Annotated in this window: 16 protein-coding genes; 11 read left to right on the top strand and 5 right to left on the bottom strand. The window is 68.8% G+C overall.

Translation table 11 applies throughout. The features are described 5' to 3' along the window. The first annotated feature begins 15 nt into the window (after positions 1 to 15). Together parC and AC07SQ_RS28940 are read left to right on the top strand one after the other, a co-directional pair. Positions 16 to 2,412: a DNA topoisomerase IV subunit A gene (gene parC, locus AC07SQ_RS28945; RefSeq protein WP_495273621.1), complete on the top strand. Its 2,397-nt coding sequence runs from the start codon at positions 16 to 18 to the stop codon at positions 2,410 to 2,412. Further along, entirely contained in the window at positions 2,412 to 2,609 is a 198-nt protein-coding gene (locus AC07SQ_RS28940) for a hypothetical protein (RefSeq protein WP_253252366.1), read from the top strand. The genes parC and AC07SQ_RS28940 overlap by 1 nt, the downstream gene beginning before the upstream one ends. A 22-nt stretch (positions 2,610 to 2,631) precedes the next feature. Here AC07SQ_RS28940 and AC07SQ_RS28935 read toward each other — a convergent pair whose 3' ends face one another. Together AC07SQ_RS28935 and AC07SQ_RS28930 are read right to left on the bottom strand one after the other, a co-directional pair. Next, complete coding sequence (locus AC07SQ_RS28935; protein ID WP_495273622.1) at positions 2,632 to 3,579, bottom strand: ABC transporter substrate-binding protein; 948 nt, start codon at positions 3,577 to 3,579, stop codon at positions 2,632 to 2,634. Positions 3,580 to 4,146: 567 nt separating this feature from the next. Then, positions 4,147 to 5,274: an MBL fold metallo-hydrolase gene (locus tag AC07SQ_RS28930; protein WP_070059507.1), complete on the bottom strand. Its 1,128-nt coding sequence runs from the start codon at positions 5,272 to 5,274 to the stop codon at positions 4,147 to 4,149. 154 nt (positions 5,275 to 5,428) lie between these two features. Here AC07SQ_RS28930 and AC07SQ_RS28925 point away from each other — a divergent pair, with 154 nt between their 5' ends. Further along, on the top strand, positions 5,429 to 5,965 hold the full coding sequence (locus tag AC07SQ_RS28925; protein WP_495273623.1) for a cysteine hydrolase family protein: 537 nt from the start codon (positions 5,429 to 5,431) through the stop codon (positions 5,963 to 5,965). 11 nt (positions 5,966 to 5,976) lie between these two features. Here the strand turns inward: AC07SQ_RS28925 and AC07SQ_RS28920 are convergent, their stop codons facing one another. After that, a complete protein-coding gene (locus AC07SQ_RS28920) occupies positions 5,977 to 6,726 on the bottom strand; it encodes a metallophosphoesterase family protein (protein WP_495273624.1) in 750 nt (249 codons plus the stop codon). Positions 6,727 to 7,025: 299 nt separating this feature from the next. Beyond that, positions 7,026 to 8,720 carry a hypothetical protein gene (locus AC07SQ_RS28915; RefSeq protein WP_495272926.1) on the bottom strand — a complete coding sequence of 565 codons (1,695 nt, stop codon included), beginning with the start codon at positions 8,718 to 8,720 and terminating at the stop codon, positions 7,026 to 7,028. Positions 8,721 to 8,855: 135 nt separating this feature from the next. Between AC07SQ_RS28915 and AC07SQ_RS28910 the strand changes: the two genes are divergently transcribed. From AC07SQ_RS28910 to AC07SQ_RS28875, 8 genes are read left to right on the top strand one after another with little or no spacing between them, the layout of a single operon-like run. Beyond that, entirely contained in the window at positions 8,856 to 9,527 is a 672-nt protein-coding gene (locus AC07SQ_RS28910) for an amino acid ABC transporter permease (protein ID WP_062474717.1), read from the top strand. Positions 9,528 to 9,558: 31 nt separating this feature from the next. After that, positions 9,559 to 10,212, top strand: coding sequence for an amino acid ABC transporter permease (locus AC07SQ_RS28905; RefSeq protein ID WP_062474720.1), 654 nt, complete (start codon positions 9,559 to 9,561; stop codon positions 10,210 to 10,212). A 56-nt stretch (positions 10,213 to 10,268) separates the two neighbouring features. Then, positions 10,269 to 11,066: a transporter substrate-binding domain-containing protein gene (locus AC07SQ_RS28900; RefSeq protein ID WP_495272927.1), complete on the top strand. Its 798-nt coding sequence runs from the start codon at positions 10,269 to 10,271 to the stop codon at positions 11,064 to 11,066. A 27-nt stretch (positions 11,067 to 11,093) separates the two neighbouring features. Beyond that, positions 11,094 to 11,849 carry an amino acid ABC transporter ATP-binding protein gene (locus tag AC07SQ_RS28895; RefSeq protein ID WP_056583293.1) on the top strand — a complete coding sequence of 252 codons (756 nt, stop codon included), beginning with the start codon at positions 11,094 to 11,096 and terminating at the stop codon, positions 11,847 to 11,849. After that, complete coding sequence (locus tag AC07SQ_RS28890; RefSeq protein ID WP_495272928.1) at positions 11,849 to 12,592, top strand: sugar phosphate isomerase/epimerase family protein; 744 nt, start codon at positions 11,849 to 11,851, stop codon at positions 12,590 to 12,592. The genes AC07SQ_RS28895 and AC07SQ_RS28890 overlap by 1 nt, the downstream gene beginning before the upstream one ends. 10 nt (positions 12,593 to 12,602) lie before the next feature. Next, positions 12,603 to 13,556: a sugar kinase gene (locus AC07SQ_RS28885; protein WP_495272929.1), complete on the top strand. Its 954-nt coding sequence runs from the start codon at positions 12,603 to 12,605 to the stop codon at positions 13,554 to 13,556. Then, positions 13,556 to 14,536 (top strand): 2-hydroxyacid dehydrogenase, encoded by a 981-nt coding sequence (locus AC07SQ_RS28880; protein WP_495272930.1) that lies wholly within the window; start codon positions 13,556 to 13,558, stop codon positions 14,534 to 14,536. Before AC07SQ_RS28885 ends, AC07SQ_RS28880 begins: the two co-directional genes overlap by 1 nt. A 1-nt stretch (position 14,537) precedes the next feature. Then, complete coding sequence (locus AC07SQ_RS28875; RefSeq protein ID WP_062474737.1) at positions 14,538 to 15,566, top strand: LacI family DNA-binding transcriptional regulator; 1,029 nt, start codon at positions 14,538 to 14,540, stop codon at positions 15,564 to 15,566. On the opposite strand, the gene AC07SQ_RS28870 is transcribed toward AC07SQ_RS28875, so the two are convergent. Then, entirely contained in the window at positions 15,532 to 17,193 is a 1,662-nt protein-coding gene (locus AC07SQ_RS28870) for a GMC family oxidoreductase (RefSeq protein WP_495272931.1), read from the bottom strand. The genes AC07SQ_RS28875 and AC07SQ_RS28870 overlap by 35 nt on opposite strands. Between the last annotated feature and the right edge of the window lie 171 nt (positions 17,194 to 17,364).

The following is a 17,364-nucleotide window of genomic DNA, read 5'->3' as shown; positions in this document are numbered from 1 at the left end:
CTTTCTCTCTTCTTCATGGACGACTCTCAACCTCCGCTCGACCTTGCAGGCCCCACCGACGGCGACACCACCCTCACGCTGGCCGACTACGCGCAGACCGCCTACCTCGAATACGCCCTGAGCGTGGTCAAGGGCCGTGCGCTGCCCGATGTGTCCGACGGCCAGAAGCCGGTGCAGCGGCGCATCCTGTACTCGATGTCGCGCATGGGCCTGGGCTTCGGCGGCACCAACGGCACCGTGGGCGCCAAGCCCGTGAAGAGCGCGCGCGTCGTCGGCGACGTGCTCGGCCGCTTCCATCCGCACAGCGACCAGGCCGCGTACGACGCGCTGGTGCGCATGGCGCAAGATTTTTCGCAGCGCTATCCGCTGGTCGATGGCCAGGGCAACTTCGGCAGCCGCGACGGCGACGGCGCCGCGGCCATGCGCTACACCGAAGCGCGCCTGGCACGCATCACCAGCCTCTTGCTCGACGAGATCGACGAAGGCACGGTCGACTTCATTCCCAACTACGACGGCAGCACCGAAGAGCCGCGCCTGCTGCCCGCGCGGCTGCCGTTCACGCTGCTCAACGGCGCCAGCGGCATCGCCGTGGGCCTGGCCACCGAGATCCCGAGCCACAACCTGCGCGAGATCGCCGACGCCTGCGTGGCGCTGATCAAGTCCAACGGCAAGCTCAGCGAAGAAGAACTCTTCGCCCTCGTGCCCGGCCCCGACTACCCGGGCGGCGCGCAGATCATCAGCAGCGCCAGCGACATCGCCGACGCCTACCGCACCGGCCGCGGCTCGCTCAAGGTGCGCGCGCGCTGGAAGATCGAAGACCTCGCGCGCGGCCAGTGGCAGCTCGTGGTCAACGAACTGCCGCCGGGCGTGAGCACGCAGAAGGTGCTCGAGGAAATCGAGGAAATCACCAACCCGAAGGTCAAGGCCGGCAAGAAGGCGCTGAGCGCCGACCAGACCCAGCTCAAGGCCGCGATGCTGTCGGTGCTCGACGTGGTGCGCGACGAGTCGAGCAAGGACGCCGCCGTGCGCCTGGTGTTCGAGCCCAAGACCTCGCGCATCAGCCAGGACGAGTTCGTGACCACGCTGCTGGCGCAGACCTCGCTCGAGACCTCGTCGTCGATCAACCTCACGATGGTCGGCATCGACGGCAAGCCGACGCAGAAGTCGCTGCGCCAGATGCTAAACGAGTGGATCGCGTTCCGCGAGATCACCGTCGAGCGGCGCTCGCGCCATCGCCTGGACAAGGTGCAGGACCGCATTCACATCCTCGAAGGCCGGCAGCTGGTGCTGCTGAACATCGACGAGGTGATCGCCATCATCCGCGCGGCGGAAGACCCGAAGGCGGCGCTGATCGCGCGCTTCAACCTCAGCGAACGCCAGGCCGAGGACATCCTTGAAATCCGGCTGCGCCAACTCGCGCGGCTCGAGGCCATCAAGATCGAGCAGGAACTGGTCGGTCTGCGCGACGAGCAGAAGAAGCTCGAAGACATCCTCTCCAGCCCGGCCACGCTGCGCCGCCTGCTGGTGAAGGAAATCGAGGCCGACGCCAAGACCTTCGAAGACCCGCGCCGCACGCTGATCCAAGCCGAGAAGCGCGCCGTGGCCGAGGTGAAGGTGGTCGACGAGCCCGTCACCGTGATCGTGTCGCAGAAGGGCTGGGTGCGCGCGCAGAAGGGCTGGGCCAGCGAGAAGGCGGCCGGCAACGGGGGCACCGCGCCCGAGTACAGCTTCAAGTCGGGCGACACGCTCTACGGCGCCTTCGAATGCCGCAGCGTCGACACGCTGCTGGTCTTCGGCAGTGCCAAGGACAAAAGCGTGCGCGTCTACACCGTGCCCGTGGCCTCGCTGCCTGGTGCGCGCGGCGACGGCCAGCCCGTCACCACGCTCATCGAGCTCGATGCCGGCACGCACGTCACGCATTTCTTCGCGGGCCCGGTGGGCGCCTGCCTGCTGCTGGCCAACACGGGCGGCTACGGCTTCATGGCCACCATCGAGAACATGATGTCGCGCCAGCGCGGCGGCAAGGCCTTCATCGACGTGGGCGAGGGCGAGCAGCTGTGCCGGCCGTCGCTGGTGGGCGGCGCGAGCGGCGCCGAGCCGATGCCGGCCGCGACGCACGTGGCCTGCGCCTCGAGCGGCAAGCGCATCCTGACCTTCGACATCGCCGAGCTCAAGAGCCTGCCCAAGGGCGGACGCGGCCTGATGCTGATCGACCTGGAGGCCAAGGAATCGCTGGCCGGTGCGGTGGCCTACACGCGCAGCGTGCGGATCGAAGGCGTCGCCCGCGGCGGCAAGGAGCGCGAAGAAACGCTCGAGATCCGCTCGCTCAACAACGCGATGGGTGCCCGCGCGCGCAAGGGCAAGGTGGCAGACCTCGGATTCACGCCGGCGAGCGTGGTGCGGGTGCTCTGATGCTGGGCGGCATCGACATCAGCATCCTCGGCGTGATCCTCGCCGTGGTCACGGGTTTCGGCAGCTACATCCTGGGGCGCCGCATGCGTGAGAAGCGCCAGGGCAAGCGGCGCGCGAAAGACCGCGCCGCCGCGCAGGCCAACGAGACGCGCCAGGTGCGTCGCGCACGCGAGCGGCGCGAGCAGGAAGGCAAGTAAGCAGGCAGGCCGAGGGGCTTGCTCACCAGCCCCCGTAGCCGTCGACGTTCTCGCGCGTCACGAGCTTCGACGGCAACAGCAGCACGCGCTGCTGAGGGGGCTGGCCCTTCAGGAGCTTCAACCCGATCTGGGCCGCCCGCTGGCCCATCAACGTGGGCGACTGCGTCGCGCTGCCGACGATCAAGGTGGTCGGGTCCTGCAGCCGCTGCGCCACCTCCGGCGAACCGTCCATCGCCGTGATGACGATGTCGCGCCGGCCCGCGACCTGGGCCGCCAGTTCCGCGCCGATGCCGCACAGGTCGTTGATCGCGAACACGCCCGACAGCTTCGGATGGCGCGCGAGCAGCCGCGTCATCTGTTCCACGCCGCCGTCCTTGGTGGCGCCGCCATTGAGCGCCATCGACACGACGCGCACGCCGGGGGCGGCGTTCAATGCCTCGCGGCAGCCGTTGACGCGGCCCACCGCGGCCGTGTTCGGCGGGCCGTCGATGATCGCCACTTCGCCTTTGCCGCCGAGCGTGCGCACCAGATGTTCGCAAGAGAGCTTGCCGGCCGCGCGGCTGTCGGTCACCACGGCCGCGTCCGCGCCTTGCACGAGCGCATCGACCGCCACGACCTTGATGCCGGCCGCGCGCGCCTCCGCGACGCGGGCGTGCAGGCTGGTCGAATCGACCGGCGTCACGATCACCAGCTGCACGCGCTGGCGGATCATTTCCTTGAGCTGCTCGTCCTGCCGCTGCGGATCGAACCCGCTCGACACGACCGTGATGTGCGCCGCGTTGCGACTGTCTGCGGCCAGCGTGCTTTCCACCGCGCGCGCGATGTAGGCAAAGAAGGGGTTGCGCAGGTCGCTCACGAGCACGCCGACGCGCGGGCCCTTGCCATGGTTGGCATGTGTCGCGAGCGCGCTGCCCACGGGGCCCACGGCGAGGAGGAGGGCCAGCAGCCAGGTGCGCCAGGGACGTTTCATGGGCATGGGTGCGAGGGCCTCGTTGCGAGAGGGGGCCGGTGAAGGGGTGGGGATGATGACATGTTCCGCACCGCCTCGCATCCGCGATCTGCGGCGGCAAGCGTGGGGGAATGGACGGACCTGCCGGCCCCGGTCGGTGCCGATGTTGCCGCGGGTCGGCAGCGTGGGCGGCGGCAGTGTCAGGCCTGGAGGAAGAAGAGGTTGCCCGGGTCGCTGACGATCAGGCCGATGTGCGGTGCATCGAGGGCGCGACGGCCCCTGCGCCCGCGATCGATGCCAGCACGCGCCCCGTGGTGAAACCCCTGGCGATGCGCGCCAGGCGACGCCTCGGGGCGCGCGTCGAGATGGCGGGGATGCCGCCTCCTTTCTTGCCGGTTCTTCTTGTGATCACCTTGCTCCCTGTGGCTGCTGCCTTGCAGATGACGGTGTCGTCCGCGATCGGCGTCCGGTGAGGGATTCGTCGCGGCGACACGGCGATTGAACCGGCCGCTGGTTAACTGTCTGTAAACCTTCCAAAAGTGGCGAGCAACATTTGAAATACACACCGCCGCGTGGACGGTGCGCTCCTTACTTCAGCCCGGCCCACCAACGCACGTTGGTGCGTGCCTGGCCCACCGTGAGCACTTCGCCGATCACCGGCGTGGCCAGGTCGATCTTCTTCGCTTGGGCCAGGTCGGCGATGCGGTCCAGCGGGTCATGCCAGGTGTGGAAGGCGAGGTCGAAGGTGCTGTTGTGCACCGAATAGAGCACCTTGCCGCGCAGGTCTTCGAAGGCCTGAACGCTCTGCTCGGGCGTCATGTGCACGCCGGGCCAGTAGGCGTCGTAGGCGCCGTTTTCCATCAGCGCGAGGTCGAAGCCGCCGAAGCGCTCGCCGATCTGCTTGAAGCCCGGGAAGTAGCCCGAGTCGCCGCTGTAGAAGATGCGCTGGTCGCCGCTTTGCACTACCCACGAGGCCCACAGCGTGCGGTCGCGGTCGGTCAGCGTGACCGCGCGGCCCGAGAAATGCTGCGCGGGCGTGGCAGTGAGCTTCACGCCCGCATGCTCGCCGCCCTGCCACCAGTCGAGCTCGGTGACGCGCTCGGCGGGCACGCCCATCTCGACGAGCCGGGCGCGCACGCCCAGCGGCACGAAGTAGCGCTGCACGCGCGTGGCGAGGTACTCGATGGTGGCGACGTCGAGGTGGTCGTAGTGGTCGTGCGAGAGGATCACGGCCTCGATCGGCGGCAGCTGCTCCAGCTGGATCGGCGGCTTGTGAAAACGCTTCGGCCCGACCCAGGTGAAGGGCGAGACGCGCTCGCTGAACACGGGGTCGATGAGCCAGTACTTGCCCTTGAGTTTCAGCAGGTGCGACGAGTGGCCCAGGCGCACCACGTGGTTGGCGTCGGCCGCGAGCGCGTCGAGCGCCTGGGGCGTCAGTGCGCGCACCGGAATGGGGTCGACCGGCACGGTGTCGACCTTGCTGCCGACGATGAAGCGCGACCAGATGCGCCAGGTGCTGGCGGCGGGCTGCAGCTCGGGGTTGGGCATATTCTGGAACACGCCGCCCTTGAACTGCGGCGAGTTCTCGTAGCGCGTTTCCCCGCCGCCGGCGCTGCTGCAGCCGGCCACGAACGCGCAGCCCGCCGTGGCGAGCACCGCGCTGCGGCGCAGCAGCCGGGGTAAATAAGCGCCTTGCGAATCCGATTCGTCAGCCATGGGAAAGCCCTCTGCGTGTGTGTTGGTCTTGAGGCGCGAGACTAGCGGGAGTTGGCTTTTCAATGGTTTCAGCGACAGAAACATTCGGCGAGCGGGGGCAATCCGCGGGCCGGCGGCATACTGCGGCGATCCACGGCTTCAGCCCTTCATTGCCATGAAAACTGCCATCCTCGTCATCGACATGCAGCGCGGCCTTTGCGACGATCCGCCCCGGCCGTACGAGGCCGAAGTGGTCATCGGGCGCATCAACGCGCTCACGGCACGGGCCCGCGCGGCGGGCGTGCCGGTGGCCTTCGTCCAGCACGAGAACGCCATCGACCTGGAATTCGATTCCGAGCGCTGGCAGCTGGCCGATGCCTTGCAGGTGACGCCGGCGGACGCGCGCCTGCGCAAGACCACGCCCGATTCGTTCCTGCGCACGCCGCTCGAAGCCTGGCTGTCGGGGCAGGGCGTGCGGCGCGTGGTGGTCTGCGGCTATTCGTCGGAGTTCTGCGTGGACACCACCGTGCGCCGCGCCGCCGCGCTGGGCTACGAGGTGGTGCTGGCGGCCGACGCCCACACCTCGCACGACAAGCCGCATGCCAAGGGCGCCTTCATCCGCGCGCACCACAACGCGACGCTGTCGGACATCACGAGCTTCGGCGTGCCGATCCGCGCGGTCGACAGCGCGGACATCGCTTTCGGCGATTGATCGATCGATCGCTAGGGCATGCGCCCGGTGGCCAGTGCGTGGGCCCAGTCCGCACGCCCATGGGCAGCAGCCAGTGCCGCCATGACCGTGTGGTCGTAGGGCACGGTGACCAGCGTGCAGGTCCACTGCCCGTGGTCGTGCCGTTCGACCAGCGCGTAGCGCGCATCGGGTGAGCCGGTCTCCACGTGGTGCGGGTACGGATGCGCGTCGCCATAGGCCTGCAGGCCGACGCTGCCCGGGTTGACGATCAAGATGCCATCGAATGTGTGCATCACGCGCGGCAGGTGCGTGTGGCCGCAGGCGACCAGTTCCGTGCCGGCTTCCATAGTGCCGAGACGCGCATCGACCTCTGCTGCGGTGGCCATTCGCAGTTGCGTGGGCTCGACCGTTTCGAGGAAGTAGGTGAGGTCGCTCTCCGGCGTGCCGTGGCACAGCAGCACCTCGGGGCTCAAGCGCAGGCGCGGCGTGAGCGAGGCGATCCATGCGAACTCTGCCTCGCCGAGTCGGGCGTGCGCGAAGGCGTCGGACTCGCCGCGCTGGCCGGAGGTCGGCAACGTGAGCAGTTGTCGTTCGTGGTTGCCGGCGAGTTGGACCCAGTCCTGCGCCATCAGGAACTGCGCAGTCTCCAGCGGCATCAGCGGGCCTGAGAGGCTGTCGCCGAGGTTGACGATCGCATCCACCTTGCGGCGTGCGATGTCTTCGACGACGGCTTTCAGTGCGGGAAGGTTTCCGTGGATGTCGGAGACGAGGGCGATGCGCATGCGTGGCTTCTTTGTGAGGGCGGTGATCTTAGTTCGGGGTGCGTGCACAGGCCGCCGGGTACTTCCCTCCGCGAATGTCCCCGGCCTGCGGCCTCCTCCTTGATTTCGCTGCGGGAAGCACCCAGTGTCCTGCGCACGGGACGCGCTGCTGGGTGCTCGCCGATCCACGACTGCACTGCCCAACGCTCACGTCGACGCGGTGCCTTGCGCAGCGAAATCAAGGAGGAGGGGCGAAGCCCCGGGGGACATTCGCGGAGCAAGGTACCGCGTCGGCGGGAGCGTCGCCCTGAACCAAACCTTCAGTCCGCCCCAGCCCGCCACACCCGCGCCAATGCCGCCAGCTTGCCCCTGAAACTCAGCCGGTCGTTCGACAGCGCATCGATGAAGTCCGACAGCCGCTGCGACTTCACCATCGTGTAGATCGTGAGCCAGGTGGTGAACACGAACACCACGCCGAACCAGATCGCCTTGCGCCACAGCGGCGCGTCGGCTTCGGCCAGCAGGTTCATGCCGAGGAAGCCGGTGGTGACGGTGCCGATGAGACCGAACAGCGTGACCACCGTGAGCCGCACCACGGTGCTGGCCTGCCGGCGCAGGCTGTCGGCATCGAGGTAGGTGTTCATGTCGGCGATGCGCGACTTGACCTCGTCGTACAGCGGGTCGAGCCCGAGGTGCGCGGCGCACATGTGCGAGAGGGCGCGCACCTGCGCCTGCTCTGAAATCTCGTGGAACCAGTAGCGGTGCGTGAAGCGAAGAAAGCGCTCGAAGCTCGCGCGGATGGCGCGCTTGAACTGCTTCACGCTCGGCGTGCTGCGGATGTCGAGCTTCTTCAGTGCCTCGACCAGCTGGTCCGAGAACATCAGCAGCGACGCCTTCTGGAAATGCGCGATGAGGAACAGCAGGAAGTGCTGGTGCCTGAACTGCGCGAGCACGCCGCGGTCGCGGCAGCAGAAGAACTCGGAGCGCGCGTCGCCCACCACGACGAGGGCGTGGCCGTTGCACAGGTAACGCGTGTTGGGCGCCGCGCCCGTGTTCACCCAGAAGCGGTCGTAGCAGTACTTGTGCTCGAAGTCGGCCAGGTGGTGCTCGGCATAGGGCAGGTGGGCGTCGGCGCCGCCCGCGCCGGTGACGAGCGCGAGCCGCACGAAGTCGTCGCGCGTGAGGCGGCGCGGGTCGTCCAGCGACAGGTAGGCCATCACCGGCATGCGGTAGTACTCGATCTGGCGGTAGCGCAGCACGCCGGGGTCGTCCGAATGGTCGCTCACCAGCGGCTGCATCAGGTAGGCCCAGTGCGCGGCGATGCGCGGTGCGCGGTGCTGGGCCACGTGCGACAGGAAGGCGTCGCGCTGCTGCGCGTCGGAGGCGGCGAGCACGCGGCCGTCGGCGTCCAGCCATTCGACGCTGGCCATGCAGTGCAGGGCGGCGCCGTCGGGCTCCCAGCCCGAAGGGTAGGCGCGGCCGAAGCGGTAGAGGATGTCCTGCGCCTGCGCCAGGCTCAGGTGGTCGGTGCCGACCTCGAGGTTGAGCAGCACCACGTCGATGTCGAAGAAGAAGTACAGGTCGCAGTGAATCACGTCGAGGGTGATGGGCGCCTCGCCGGGGTGCGCCACCAGCCGCACGGCCGCGATGTCGCGGCGGCGGAACACGCGCATCGGCGAATCGCCGTCGCTGCCTGCGGCGTCGGTGCTGCCGCGCGATCGGCCTTCGCCGTACAGGAAGCGCTGCACGTAGGGCAGGAAGCTCACGAACTCGTTGTAGTGGCGCTCGTGGAAGCGGCCGCTCTCGCCGGTGTATTCGTCGACCTCCTCGCGCCAGGGCGAGGCCTCGCCCAGGTCGCGCAGCACATGCCAGGGGCCGTGGTGCGTGGGCGCCGCGCCGGGCGCCGGCACCAGGCGCAAGGGCCAGAGCAGCGCCTGCCGGAAATGCTGCACGACGGGGCCGGTGGCCGGGGTGCCTGCCGGGGAAGAGGTGGGGTCCGCGTGGGGGTTCGGCATCGCGCCAGTGTAGGCAGGCGGGTAGGGCAAAACGCCCACCTAGGGGAATCCCTAGCTATGTCTGAAACCGGTTTCATTTAAGCTGCAAGCATTCCTTTCAGGGTCTGTGCACGGCCTGGCCGTGCACGCTCCGCCATGAACTACCAGTTCCAATTCGACGCCGTCTTTGCCGCCTGGCCGCTGCTGCTCAAGGGCACGTGGATCACGGTGCAGCTCTCGCTCACCGCCACCTTGCTGGGGCTGGTGGTGGCCATCTTCTGTGCCTGGGGCAAGACCTCGGGGCCGGGCTGGCTGCGCTTCATCGTCAATGCCTACATCGAGGTGATCCGCAACACGCCGTTCCTCGTGCAGCTGTTTTTCTTCTTCTTCGCACTGCCGGCCATCGGCCTGCGCTGGTCGCCGCAGACGGCCGCGCTGGTGGCGATGGTGGTGAACCTGGGCGCCTACGCCACGGAGATCATCCGCGCGGGCATCGAGTCGATTCCCAAGGGCCAGATCGAGGCGGGCCGTGCGCTCAACCTCAAGCCCTGGGAAATCTTCCGCTTCGTGATCATCAAGCCCGCGCTGAAGGCGATCTACCCGGCGCTCACGAGCCAATTCATTTTGCTGATGCTGAGCTCGGCGGTGGTGTCGGTCATCTCGGCCGACGACCTGACCTCGGTGGCCGCCAACCTGCAGTCGCAGACCTTCCGCAGCTTCGAGATCTACATCGTCGTGGCCGCCATCTACCTCGCGCTGGCACTGGCCTTCTCGGCCATGTTCAAGCTGATCTACAAGCGCACGCTCAACTACCCGGACCGCCGGTAACTGACTGACCACGACGGACGGAGCACACACCATGCGCACCTTCGGTTTTCCCGAATTCCTTTTCATCCTCGAAGCGGCCCAGTGGACGCTGGCGCTGTCGGCCATCGCCTTCGTGGGCGGCGCCATCCTGGGGCTGCTCATCGCGCTGATGCGCACGTCGGAATCGACGTGGGCGCGCGCCGTGTCGACCACCTTCATCCAGATCTTCCAGGGCACGCCGCTGCTGCTGCAGCTGTTCCTGGTGTTCTTCGGCGCGCCGGTGCTGGGGCTGGACATCAACCCGTGGGTCGCCGCGGGCGTGGCGCTGGTGCTGAACAGCGCGGCCTTCTTGGGCGAAATCTGGCGCGGCTGCATCCAGGCCATTCCGCGCGGCCAGTGGGAGGCGGCGCAGGCGCTGAACCTGCACTACGTGGCACGCATGCGCGACGTGGTGCTGCCGCAGGCCTTCAAGATCGCGCTGGCGCCCACGGTGGGCTACCTGGTGCAGATCATCAAGGGCACGTCGCTCGCGGCCATCATCGGTTTCGTCGAGGTCACGCGCGCCGGGCAGATCGTCAACAACGCCACCTTCCAGCCGCTCATCGTGTTCTCGGTGGTGGCCGCCATCTACTTCGTGATCTGCTGGCCGCTGTCGCTGCTGGCGGCGCGCATGGAGCGCAAGCGCGCCCAGGCGCTCGCACGTTGACCCTTTTCGCTTTTCCTTTCTCGTCGCTTCCTTTCTTTATTCAGGAGACACATCCAATGACCGTTACCACCACCCGCCGCGCTGCCATCGCAGCCCTGGGCCTCGGCGCCGCGCTGACCGTGTTCGCTCCCTTCGCTTCGGCACAGAGCATGGCCGACATCAAGAAGAAGGGCGAGATCACCATCGGCATGCTGGTCGACTTCCCGCCCTACGGCACCACCGACGCCAGGAACCAGCCCGACGGCTACGACGCCGACGTGGCCAAGCTGCTGGCGAAAGACTGGGGCGTCAAGGCCAACATCGTGCCGGTCACCGGCCCGAACCGCATTCCGTTCCTGTTGACCAACAAGGTCGACCTGCTGGTGGCTTCGCTGGCCGTGACGCCCGAGCGCGCCAAGCAGGTGCAGTTCTCGCAGCCCTACGCGGCCGCGACCATCGTGCTGTACGGCGCGACCAAGACCTCCATCAAGGCGGCAGGCGACCTGAAGGGCCTGCGTGTGGGCGTGGCCCGCGCGTCGACGCAAGACGTGGCCGTGACCAAGGCTGCACCCGAAGGCACCGAGATCCGCCGCTTCGACGACGACGCCTCGGCCATGCAGGCGCTGATCTCGGGCCAGGTCGATGCCATCGGCTGCTCGGTCACCGTGGCGGCGCAGATCGCCAAGCGCGTGCCGGCCAACACCTTCGAAAACAAGTTCACGCTGGTGCAGCAGTCGATGGGCATCGCGATGCGTCCGGGCCAGGAAGAGCTGACCAAGGCCGTGAACGAATTCGTGCAGAAGAACACCGCCAACGGCGAGCTGAACAAGCTGTACCAGAAGTGGCTGCAGGCCGACCTGCCGAAGATGCAATAAGCGAAAGCGCTTGAAGGGAATCCTGGCATGACGACGGAATCGATCATCCGCATGGAAGCGGTCAACAAGTGGTACGGTGAATTCCAGGTGTTGACCGGCATCGACCTGTCGGTGCGCCAGGGCGAGCGCATCGTGATCTGCGGGCCCTCGGGCTCGGGCAAGTCCACGCTCATCCGCTGCATCAACCGGCTCGAGACGGTGCAAAAAGGCCGCATCGTGGTCGACGGCATCGACCTCACGGCCGGCGGCAAGAACGTGGACGCGGTGCGTGCCGAAGTCGGCATGGTGTTCCAGCAGTTCAACCTGTTCCCGCACCTCACCATCCTCGAGAACTGCACGCTGGCGCCGATGCGCTCGCGTGGCATGACCAAGGCGCAGGCGGAAGAGGTGGCCATGAAGTACCTCACGCGCGTGCGCATTCCCGAGCAGGCGAAGAAGTACCCGAGCCAGCTCTCGGGCGGCCAGCAGCAGCGCGTGGCCATTGCGCGCGCGCTGTGCATGTCGCCCAAGATCATGCTGTTCGACGAGCCCACCTCGGCGCTCGACCCCGAGATGGTCAAGGAAGTGCTCGACACCATGATCGGCCTGGCCGAAGACGGCATGACCATGCTGTGCGTCACGCACGAAATGGGCTTTGCCCGCAGCGTGGCCGACCGCGTGATCTTCATGGCCGACGGCAAGATCGTCGAGCAGGCGCCGCCGCAGGAGTTCTTCGGCAACCCCAAGGACGAGCGCACGCGCCAGTTCCTCGGGCAAATTCTCAGCTCGCACCAAGCCCACTGATGGCCTTCGAAGTCCTGATTTCTCTGTCGTCCTTCGGTGCGGCCGAGGTGGGGCGGCACGGCCAGCTCTGGTGCTCGCAACTCTCGCGCGCGGCCGGTGCCGATTCGGTGGAAGTGCGCGGCGAGATGCTGCGCGACGCCGACACCGAGCTGCCTGCGTTGCATGGCCTCGCATCGGTCTACTCCAGCCCCGAGGGCCTGTGGGCCGAAGGCGGCTGGCTCGACAGCGCTGCGCTGCAACGCGCCATCGCCGCCGCCACGCGCGTGGGCGCCAGGCGGCTTAAGATGTCCATCGGCGATTTCCAGCCGTCGTCGCACGGCTCGCTGTGGGGCCTGAAGGTCGCGCTGGCCGAGACCCGCGTCGAGCTGCTCATCGAGAACGACCAGACGGTGCGCGCCGGCACGCTGGCCGCGCTGCAGACCTTCTTCGACGTGGCCGACCGCGCCGGCGTGCCGCTCGGAATGACCTTCGACATGGGCAACTGGCACTGGCTGGGCGAGTGCCCGCTGCAGGCCGCGCAGGCGCTCGGCCATCGCGTGCGCTACGTGCATTGCAAGGGCGCGCAGCGCCTGCCGCACAAGTGGGTGGCGGTGCCGCTGGGCGACTCGGTCGCGCCGTGGCGTGCGGTGCTGCGCGCACTGCCGGCCGACGTGCCCCACGCCATCGAATACCCTCTGGTGGGCGACGACCTGCTGGCCGTCACCCGCACGCAGATCGACTTCATCCGCGCCGCACGGGCGTAGGAACACACACATGACGCAACCCACCGCCTTCGACGTCGCGCTGTTCGGCGAAGCCATGCTGCTGCTCGTGGCCGACCGGCCCGGCCCGCTGGAAGACGCCCAGGCGTTCCACAAGCGCACCGCCGGTGCCGAAACCAACGTGGCCATCGGCCTGTCGCGCCTGGGCCTGAAGGTCGGCTGGGCCAGCCGCCTGGGCACCGACTCCATGGGCCGCGCGCTGCTGGCCGCGATGCGCGCCGAAGGCATCGACTGCTCGCACGTGATCACCGACGCGACGCAGCGCACCGGCTTCCAGTTCAAGGGCCGCGTCACCGACGGCAGCGACCCGCCGATCGAATACCACCGCAAGGGTTCGGCCGCCAGCCACATGGGCCCGGCCGACGTCGACGAAGCCTGGCTGCGCTCGGCGCGCCACCTGCACGCCACCGGCGTGTTCGCGGCCATTTCCGAGACCAGCCTGCAGGCCGCGCTCAAGTCGATGGACGTGATGCGCGCGGCCGGCCGCACCATCTCGTTCGACACCAACCTGCGGCCCACGCTGTGGTCGTCCACCGAAACGATGCGCCACTGGGTGAACGAGCTCGCCTCGCGCGCCGACTGGGTGCTGCCCGGCATCGAAGAGGGCCTGCTGCTCACAGGCCACGACAAGCCCGAAGACGTCGCGAAGTTCTACCGCGAGCGCGGCGCGAAGCTGGTCGTCGTCAAGCTCGGCGCGGCCGGCGCCTACTACGACAGCGACGTGGCCGGCACCGGCCATGTCGACGGCTTCCCGGTGAAGGAAGTGATCGACACCGTGGGTGCGGGCGACGGCTTTGCGGCCGGCGTGGTGAGCGCACTGCTCGAAGGCCGCAGCGTGCCCGACGCGGTGCGCCGCGGCGCCTGGATCGGCGCGCGCGCCGTGCAGGTGCTCGGCGACACCGAAGGCCTGCCGACGCGGGCGCAACTCGAAGAAGCGGGACTGTGATGACCAAGAAGAATGTGCTGGTGTTCCGGGCCCTGCCCGACGACCAGCTGGCGCGGCTGCAGGCGGTGCACCACGTCACCGTGGCCGATCCGCGCAAGGCGCCCGAGGCCTTTGCCGCTGCGCTTGCCACCGCGCACGGGCTGATCGGTTCGAGCTACAACGTCGACGCCGCGCTGCTCGATGCGGCGCCGCAGCTCGAAGTGATTTCGAGCGTGTCGGTCGGCGTCGACAACTACCCGCTGGCCGAGCTGCACAAGCGCCACATCGTGCTGTGCCACACGCCCGACGTGCTCACCGAGACGGTGGCCGACACGGTGTTCGCGATCCTCATGGCCACGCAGCGGCGCGTGGTCGAGCTGTCGACGATGGTGCGCGAAGGCCGCTGGACGAAGAACATCGGCGAGGAATTCTTCGGCACCGACGTGCATGGCAAGACGCTGGGCATCCTCGGGTTCGGGCGCATCGGGCAGGCCGTGGCAAGGCGCGCCGCGCTGGGCTTCGGCATGCCGGTGCTCTACCACGCGCGCCGCCCAGTCGACCTGGCCGCGCAGGCGCCCGAGCTGCAAGGCCGCGCCACGCACACGCCGCTCGATGATTTGCTCGCGCGCGCCGACATCGTGCTCGCGATGCTGCCGCTGACCGACGCCACGCGCGGCATGATCGACGCCGCCTTCTTCGCGCGCATGAAGCCGGGCGCGTCGTTCATCAACGGCGGCCGTGGCGCCACCGTGAACGAAGCCGCGCTGCTCGACGCGCTCGACCACGGCACCTTGCGCGCCGCCGGCCTCGACGTGTTCGCGAAGGAGCCGCTGCCGGCCGACTCGCCGCTGCGCACGCACCCGCGCGTGACGCCGCTGCCGCACATCGGCTCGGCCACGCACGAGACGCGCCACGCGATGGCCGAGCTGGCCACGACCAACCTGCTGCAGGTGCTGGCCGGCCAGAAGCCCACGGCACCCTACGACACGGCTGCCGCCTGACATGAAGCCCACAGGCCGCGCCACCATCGCCGACGTCGCCGAAGCCGCGGGCGTCTCCAAGGCCACCGTCTCGCGTTTCCTGAACCACCGCGAGCGCCTGCTGAGCCCGGACATCGCCGCGCGCGTCGAGGCCGCCATCGCCAAGCTCGCGTACTCGCCGAGCCCGATGGCGCAGGCGCTGAGCCACGGCCGTTCGCGGCTCATTGGCCTGATCGTGGCCGACATCACCAACCCGTACTCGGTGGCCGTGCTGCGCGGCGCCGAGAAGGCCTGCCAGGACGCGGGCTACCTCGTGATGCTGTTCAACCTCGGCAACGAAAGCGAACGCGAGCGCGAGGCCATCAATGCGCTCGCGGGCTACCAGGTCGACGGCTTCATCCTCAACACGCTGGGGCGCGGCAGCAACGTGGTCGATGCGGTCACGCTGCACGGCAAGCCGGCGGTGCTGGTCGATCGCCGGCACACGGGCATGCACACCGACTTCGTCTCCCTCGACAACCATGCCGCCATGCGCGACACCTGCGGCCACCTGGTCGAGGGCGGCTACCGCGAATTGCTGTACGTCACCGAGCCGCAGAAGGGCGTGAGTTCGCGGCGCGAGCGCACGGCCGCTTTCGGCGCCTGCGTGGCCGCGCACGAGCCACGCGTGGCGGGCGAGGTCTTCGAATCGGTCGAGGGCGAGAACGACGCGCTCGACGAGGCCTTGCGCGCGCTGCGCCAGCGCGCCAAGCGTGGCCGCCGCGCCGCGGTGGTCGCGGGCAATGCCGTGGTCACGCTTCGCGTGGCCCAGGCCATGGCGCGGCTCGACTGGCGCTTCGGCGCCGACCTGGGCTTCGTGGGCTTCGACGATCCCGAATGGGCCTCGCTCATCGGGCCGGGCCTGAGCACCGTGGCGCAGCCCACCGACGAGATCGGCCGGGCGGCGGCCACCTGCCTCATCGAGCGCCTGCGCGGGCTCGACGCGGCGCCGCGTCAGCTGCTGCTGCCGGGCGAGCTCATGGTGCGAGGCTCATCGACGGCACTGCCGTAGCGGATGCCGCGAAGGAGGCAGGCCCGCGCATCCAGCCGGCCGCGCGCTCCGCGATCATGATCGTCGGCGCGTTGGTGTTGCCGCCGATCAGCGTCGGCATCACCGAGGCATCGACCACGCGCAGGCCCGCGATGCCATGCACGCGCAGCTGCGGGTCGACCACCGCCATCGCATCGATGCCCATCTTGCAGGTGCCCACCGGGTGGTAGATGGTGTCGGCGCGCGCGCGGATGTGCTGCTCGAGCTGCGCGTCGGTGTGGGCGTCGGCGGTGTAGACCTCGCGGTGGCGGTATTTCTCGAGCGCGGGCGCGCGCATGATCTCGCGCGTCTTCTTCACGCCCTGCAGCAGCAGCGCCATGTCTTCCGGGTCGGCCAGGAAGCGTGGGTCGATGCGCGGCGCCGAGTCGGGGCTGGCGTCGTTCAGCCGCACGTCGCCCCGGCCCTTGGGGCGCAGCACGCACACATGGCACGAGAAGCCGAAGCCCGCATGCAGCTTGCGCGCATGGTCGTCGGTGATCGCGATCACGAAGTGCAGCTGCAGGTCGGGCCGGCGCAGCTCGGGCGACGACTTGATGAAGGCGCCGCCTTCCGCGAAGGGCGTGGCGACCAGGCCCGTGCCGTCACGGCGCCACTGGGCGATGGCCTTGAGCAGGTGCAGCCCGCCGACCGGGCCGATGCCGAACATGTCGGTCTGCTTGGACTTGTAGGCGACGATGAAGTCGCAGTGGTCCTGCAGGTTCTGCCCCACGCCGCGCAGCGCATGCCGCACTTCGATGCCGTGGCGCGCGAGCTCGTCGGGGTCGCCGATGCCCGAGAGCATCAGCAGCTGCGGCGAGTTGAAGGCGCCGCCGCACAGCGCCACCTCGCGGCGCGCGCGAATGGTTTCGACGTTGCTGCCGCGCCGCACCTCGACGCCCACCGCGCGCCGGTCTTCGAGCACCACGCGCAGGGCCTGCGTGCCGGTCAGCACCGAGAGGTTGGGGCGCTGGTCCATCACCGGGTGCAGGTAGGCCGCGGCGGCCGAGCAGCGCTCGCCGTTCTTCGCGCCGCCGTGGAACTGCGTGACCTGGTAGAGCCCCGCGCCTTCCTGCTCGGGGCCGTTGAAGTCGTCGTTGCGCGCAATGCCGCACTCGGCGGCCGCGCGCACGAAGGCCTCGCTGATGGCGCGCGGGCTTTGCTGCTCCGACACCTGCAGCGGGCCGTCGGCGCCGTGCAGCGCGCTGGCGCCGCGCTGGTTGCCCTCGGCGCGCAGGAAGTGCGGCAGCACCTCGTCGAAACTCCAGCCGGCGCAGCCTGCGCGCGCCCAGTCGTCGTAGTCCTCGCGGTGGCCGCGCACGTAGAGCATGGCGTTGATCGCGCTGGAGCCGCCCAGGCAGCGCCCGCGCGGCTGGTAGCCGCGCCGCCCGTTCAGGCCGGGCTGCGGCACGGTCTGGTAGGCGTAGTTGTTGATGCGCGGACGGCCCGGCAGCATCGCGACCACGGCGGCCGGCGCCCGCACGAGGATGCCGCGTCCGTCGCCGCCGGCCTCGATGAGGCAGACCGTCACCGACGGGTCCTCGCTCAGGCGCGAGGCCAGCGTGGCGCCGCCCGAGCCGCCGCCCACGATCACGTAGTCGAATTCCGCCATGGCTTCTGGTCCTTCTTGTCGTTGGATGTGAGGATGCCCGTGCGCCGATGCGCGCACCGGCATTGTGGCCAGCGACCCCGGGGTCGGACCCCACGGGTTTCCCCTGCCGTGGACGCACCTCGGGGGCTTTACCGATGCTTCACCCAGCGGACAAATTGCAACGCGCAGCCC

The organism is Variovorax sp. GW821-FHT06D12 (genome assembly GCF_059419205.1).
This window is presented reverse-complemented; position numbering and strand designations above follow the sequence as displayed.

Bases quoted from the DNA above. Each gene is read 5' to 3' on its own strand.
- AC07SQ_RS28875 (WP_062474737.1), top strand. From the start codon at position 14,538: ATGAAGCCCACAGGCCGCGCCACCATCGCCGACGTCGCCGAAGCCGCG.
- AC07SQ_RS28920 (WP_495273624.1), bottom strand. From the start codon at position 6,726: ATGCGCATCGCCCTCGTCTCCGACATCCACGGAAACCTTCCCGCACTG.
- AC07SQ_RS28915 (WP_495272926.1), bottom strand. From the start codon at position 8,720: ATGCCGAACCCCCACGCGGACCCCACCTCTTCCCCGGCAGGCACCCCG.
- AC07SQ_RS28885 (WP_495272929.1), top strand. From the start codon at position 12,603: ATGACGCAACCCACCGCCTTCGACGTCGCGCTGTTCGGCGAAGCCATG.
- AC07SQ_RS28890 (WP_495272928.1), top strand. From the start codon at position 11,849: ATGGCCTTCGAAGTCCTGATTTCTCTGTCGTCCTTCGGTGCGGCCGAG.
- AC07SQ_RS28895 (WP_056583293.1), top strand. From the start codon at position 11,094: ATGACGACGGAATCGATCATCCGCATGGAAGCGGTCAACAAGTGGTAC.
- AC07SQ_RS28935 (WP_495273622.1), bottom strand. From the start codon at position 3,579: ATGAAACGTCCCTGGCGCACCTGGCTGCTGGCCCTCCTCCTCGCCGTG.
- parC (WP_495273621.1), top strand. From the start codon at position 16: ATGGACGACTCTCAACCTCCGCTCGACCTTGCAGGCCCCACCGACGGC.
- AC07SQ_RS28905 (WP_062474720.1), top strand. From the start codon at position 9,559: ATGCGCACCTTCGGTTTTCCCGAATTCCTTTTCATCCTCGAAGCGGCC.
- AC07SQ_RS28925 (WP_495273623.1), top strand. From the start codon at position 5,429: ATGAAAACTGCCATCCTCGTCATCGACATGCAGCGCGGCCTTTGCGAC.
- AC07SQ_RS28940 (WP_253252366.1), top strand. From the start codon at position 2,412: ATGCTGGGCGGCATCGACATCAGCATCCTCGGCGTGATCCTCGCCGTG.
- AC07SQ_RS28910 (WP_062474717.1), top strand. From the start codon at position 8,856: ATGAACTACCAGTTCCAATTCGACGCCGTCTTTGCCGCCTGGCCGCTG.
- AC07SQ_RS28900 (WP_495272927.1), top strand. From the start codon at position 10,269: ATGACCGTTACCACCACCCGCCGCGCTGCCATCGCAGCCCTGGGCCTC.
- AC07SQ_RS28930 (WP_070059507.1), bottom strand. From the start codon at position 5,274: ATGGCTGACGAATCGGATTCGCAAGGCGCTTATTTACCCCGGCTGCTG.
- AC07SQ_RS28870 (WP_495272931.1), bottom strand. From the start codon at position 17,193: ATGGCGGAATTCGACTACGTGATCGTGGGCGGCGGCTCGGGCGGCGCC.
- AC07SQ_RS28880 (WP_495272930.1), top strand. From the start codon at position 13,556: ATGACCAAGAAGAATGTGCTGGTGTTCCGGGCCCTGCCCGACGACCAG.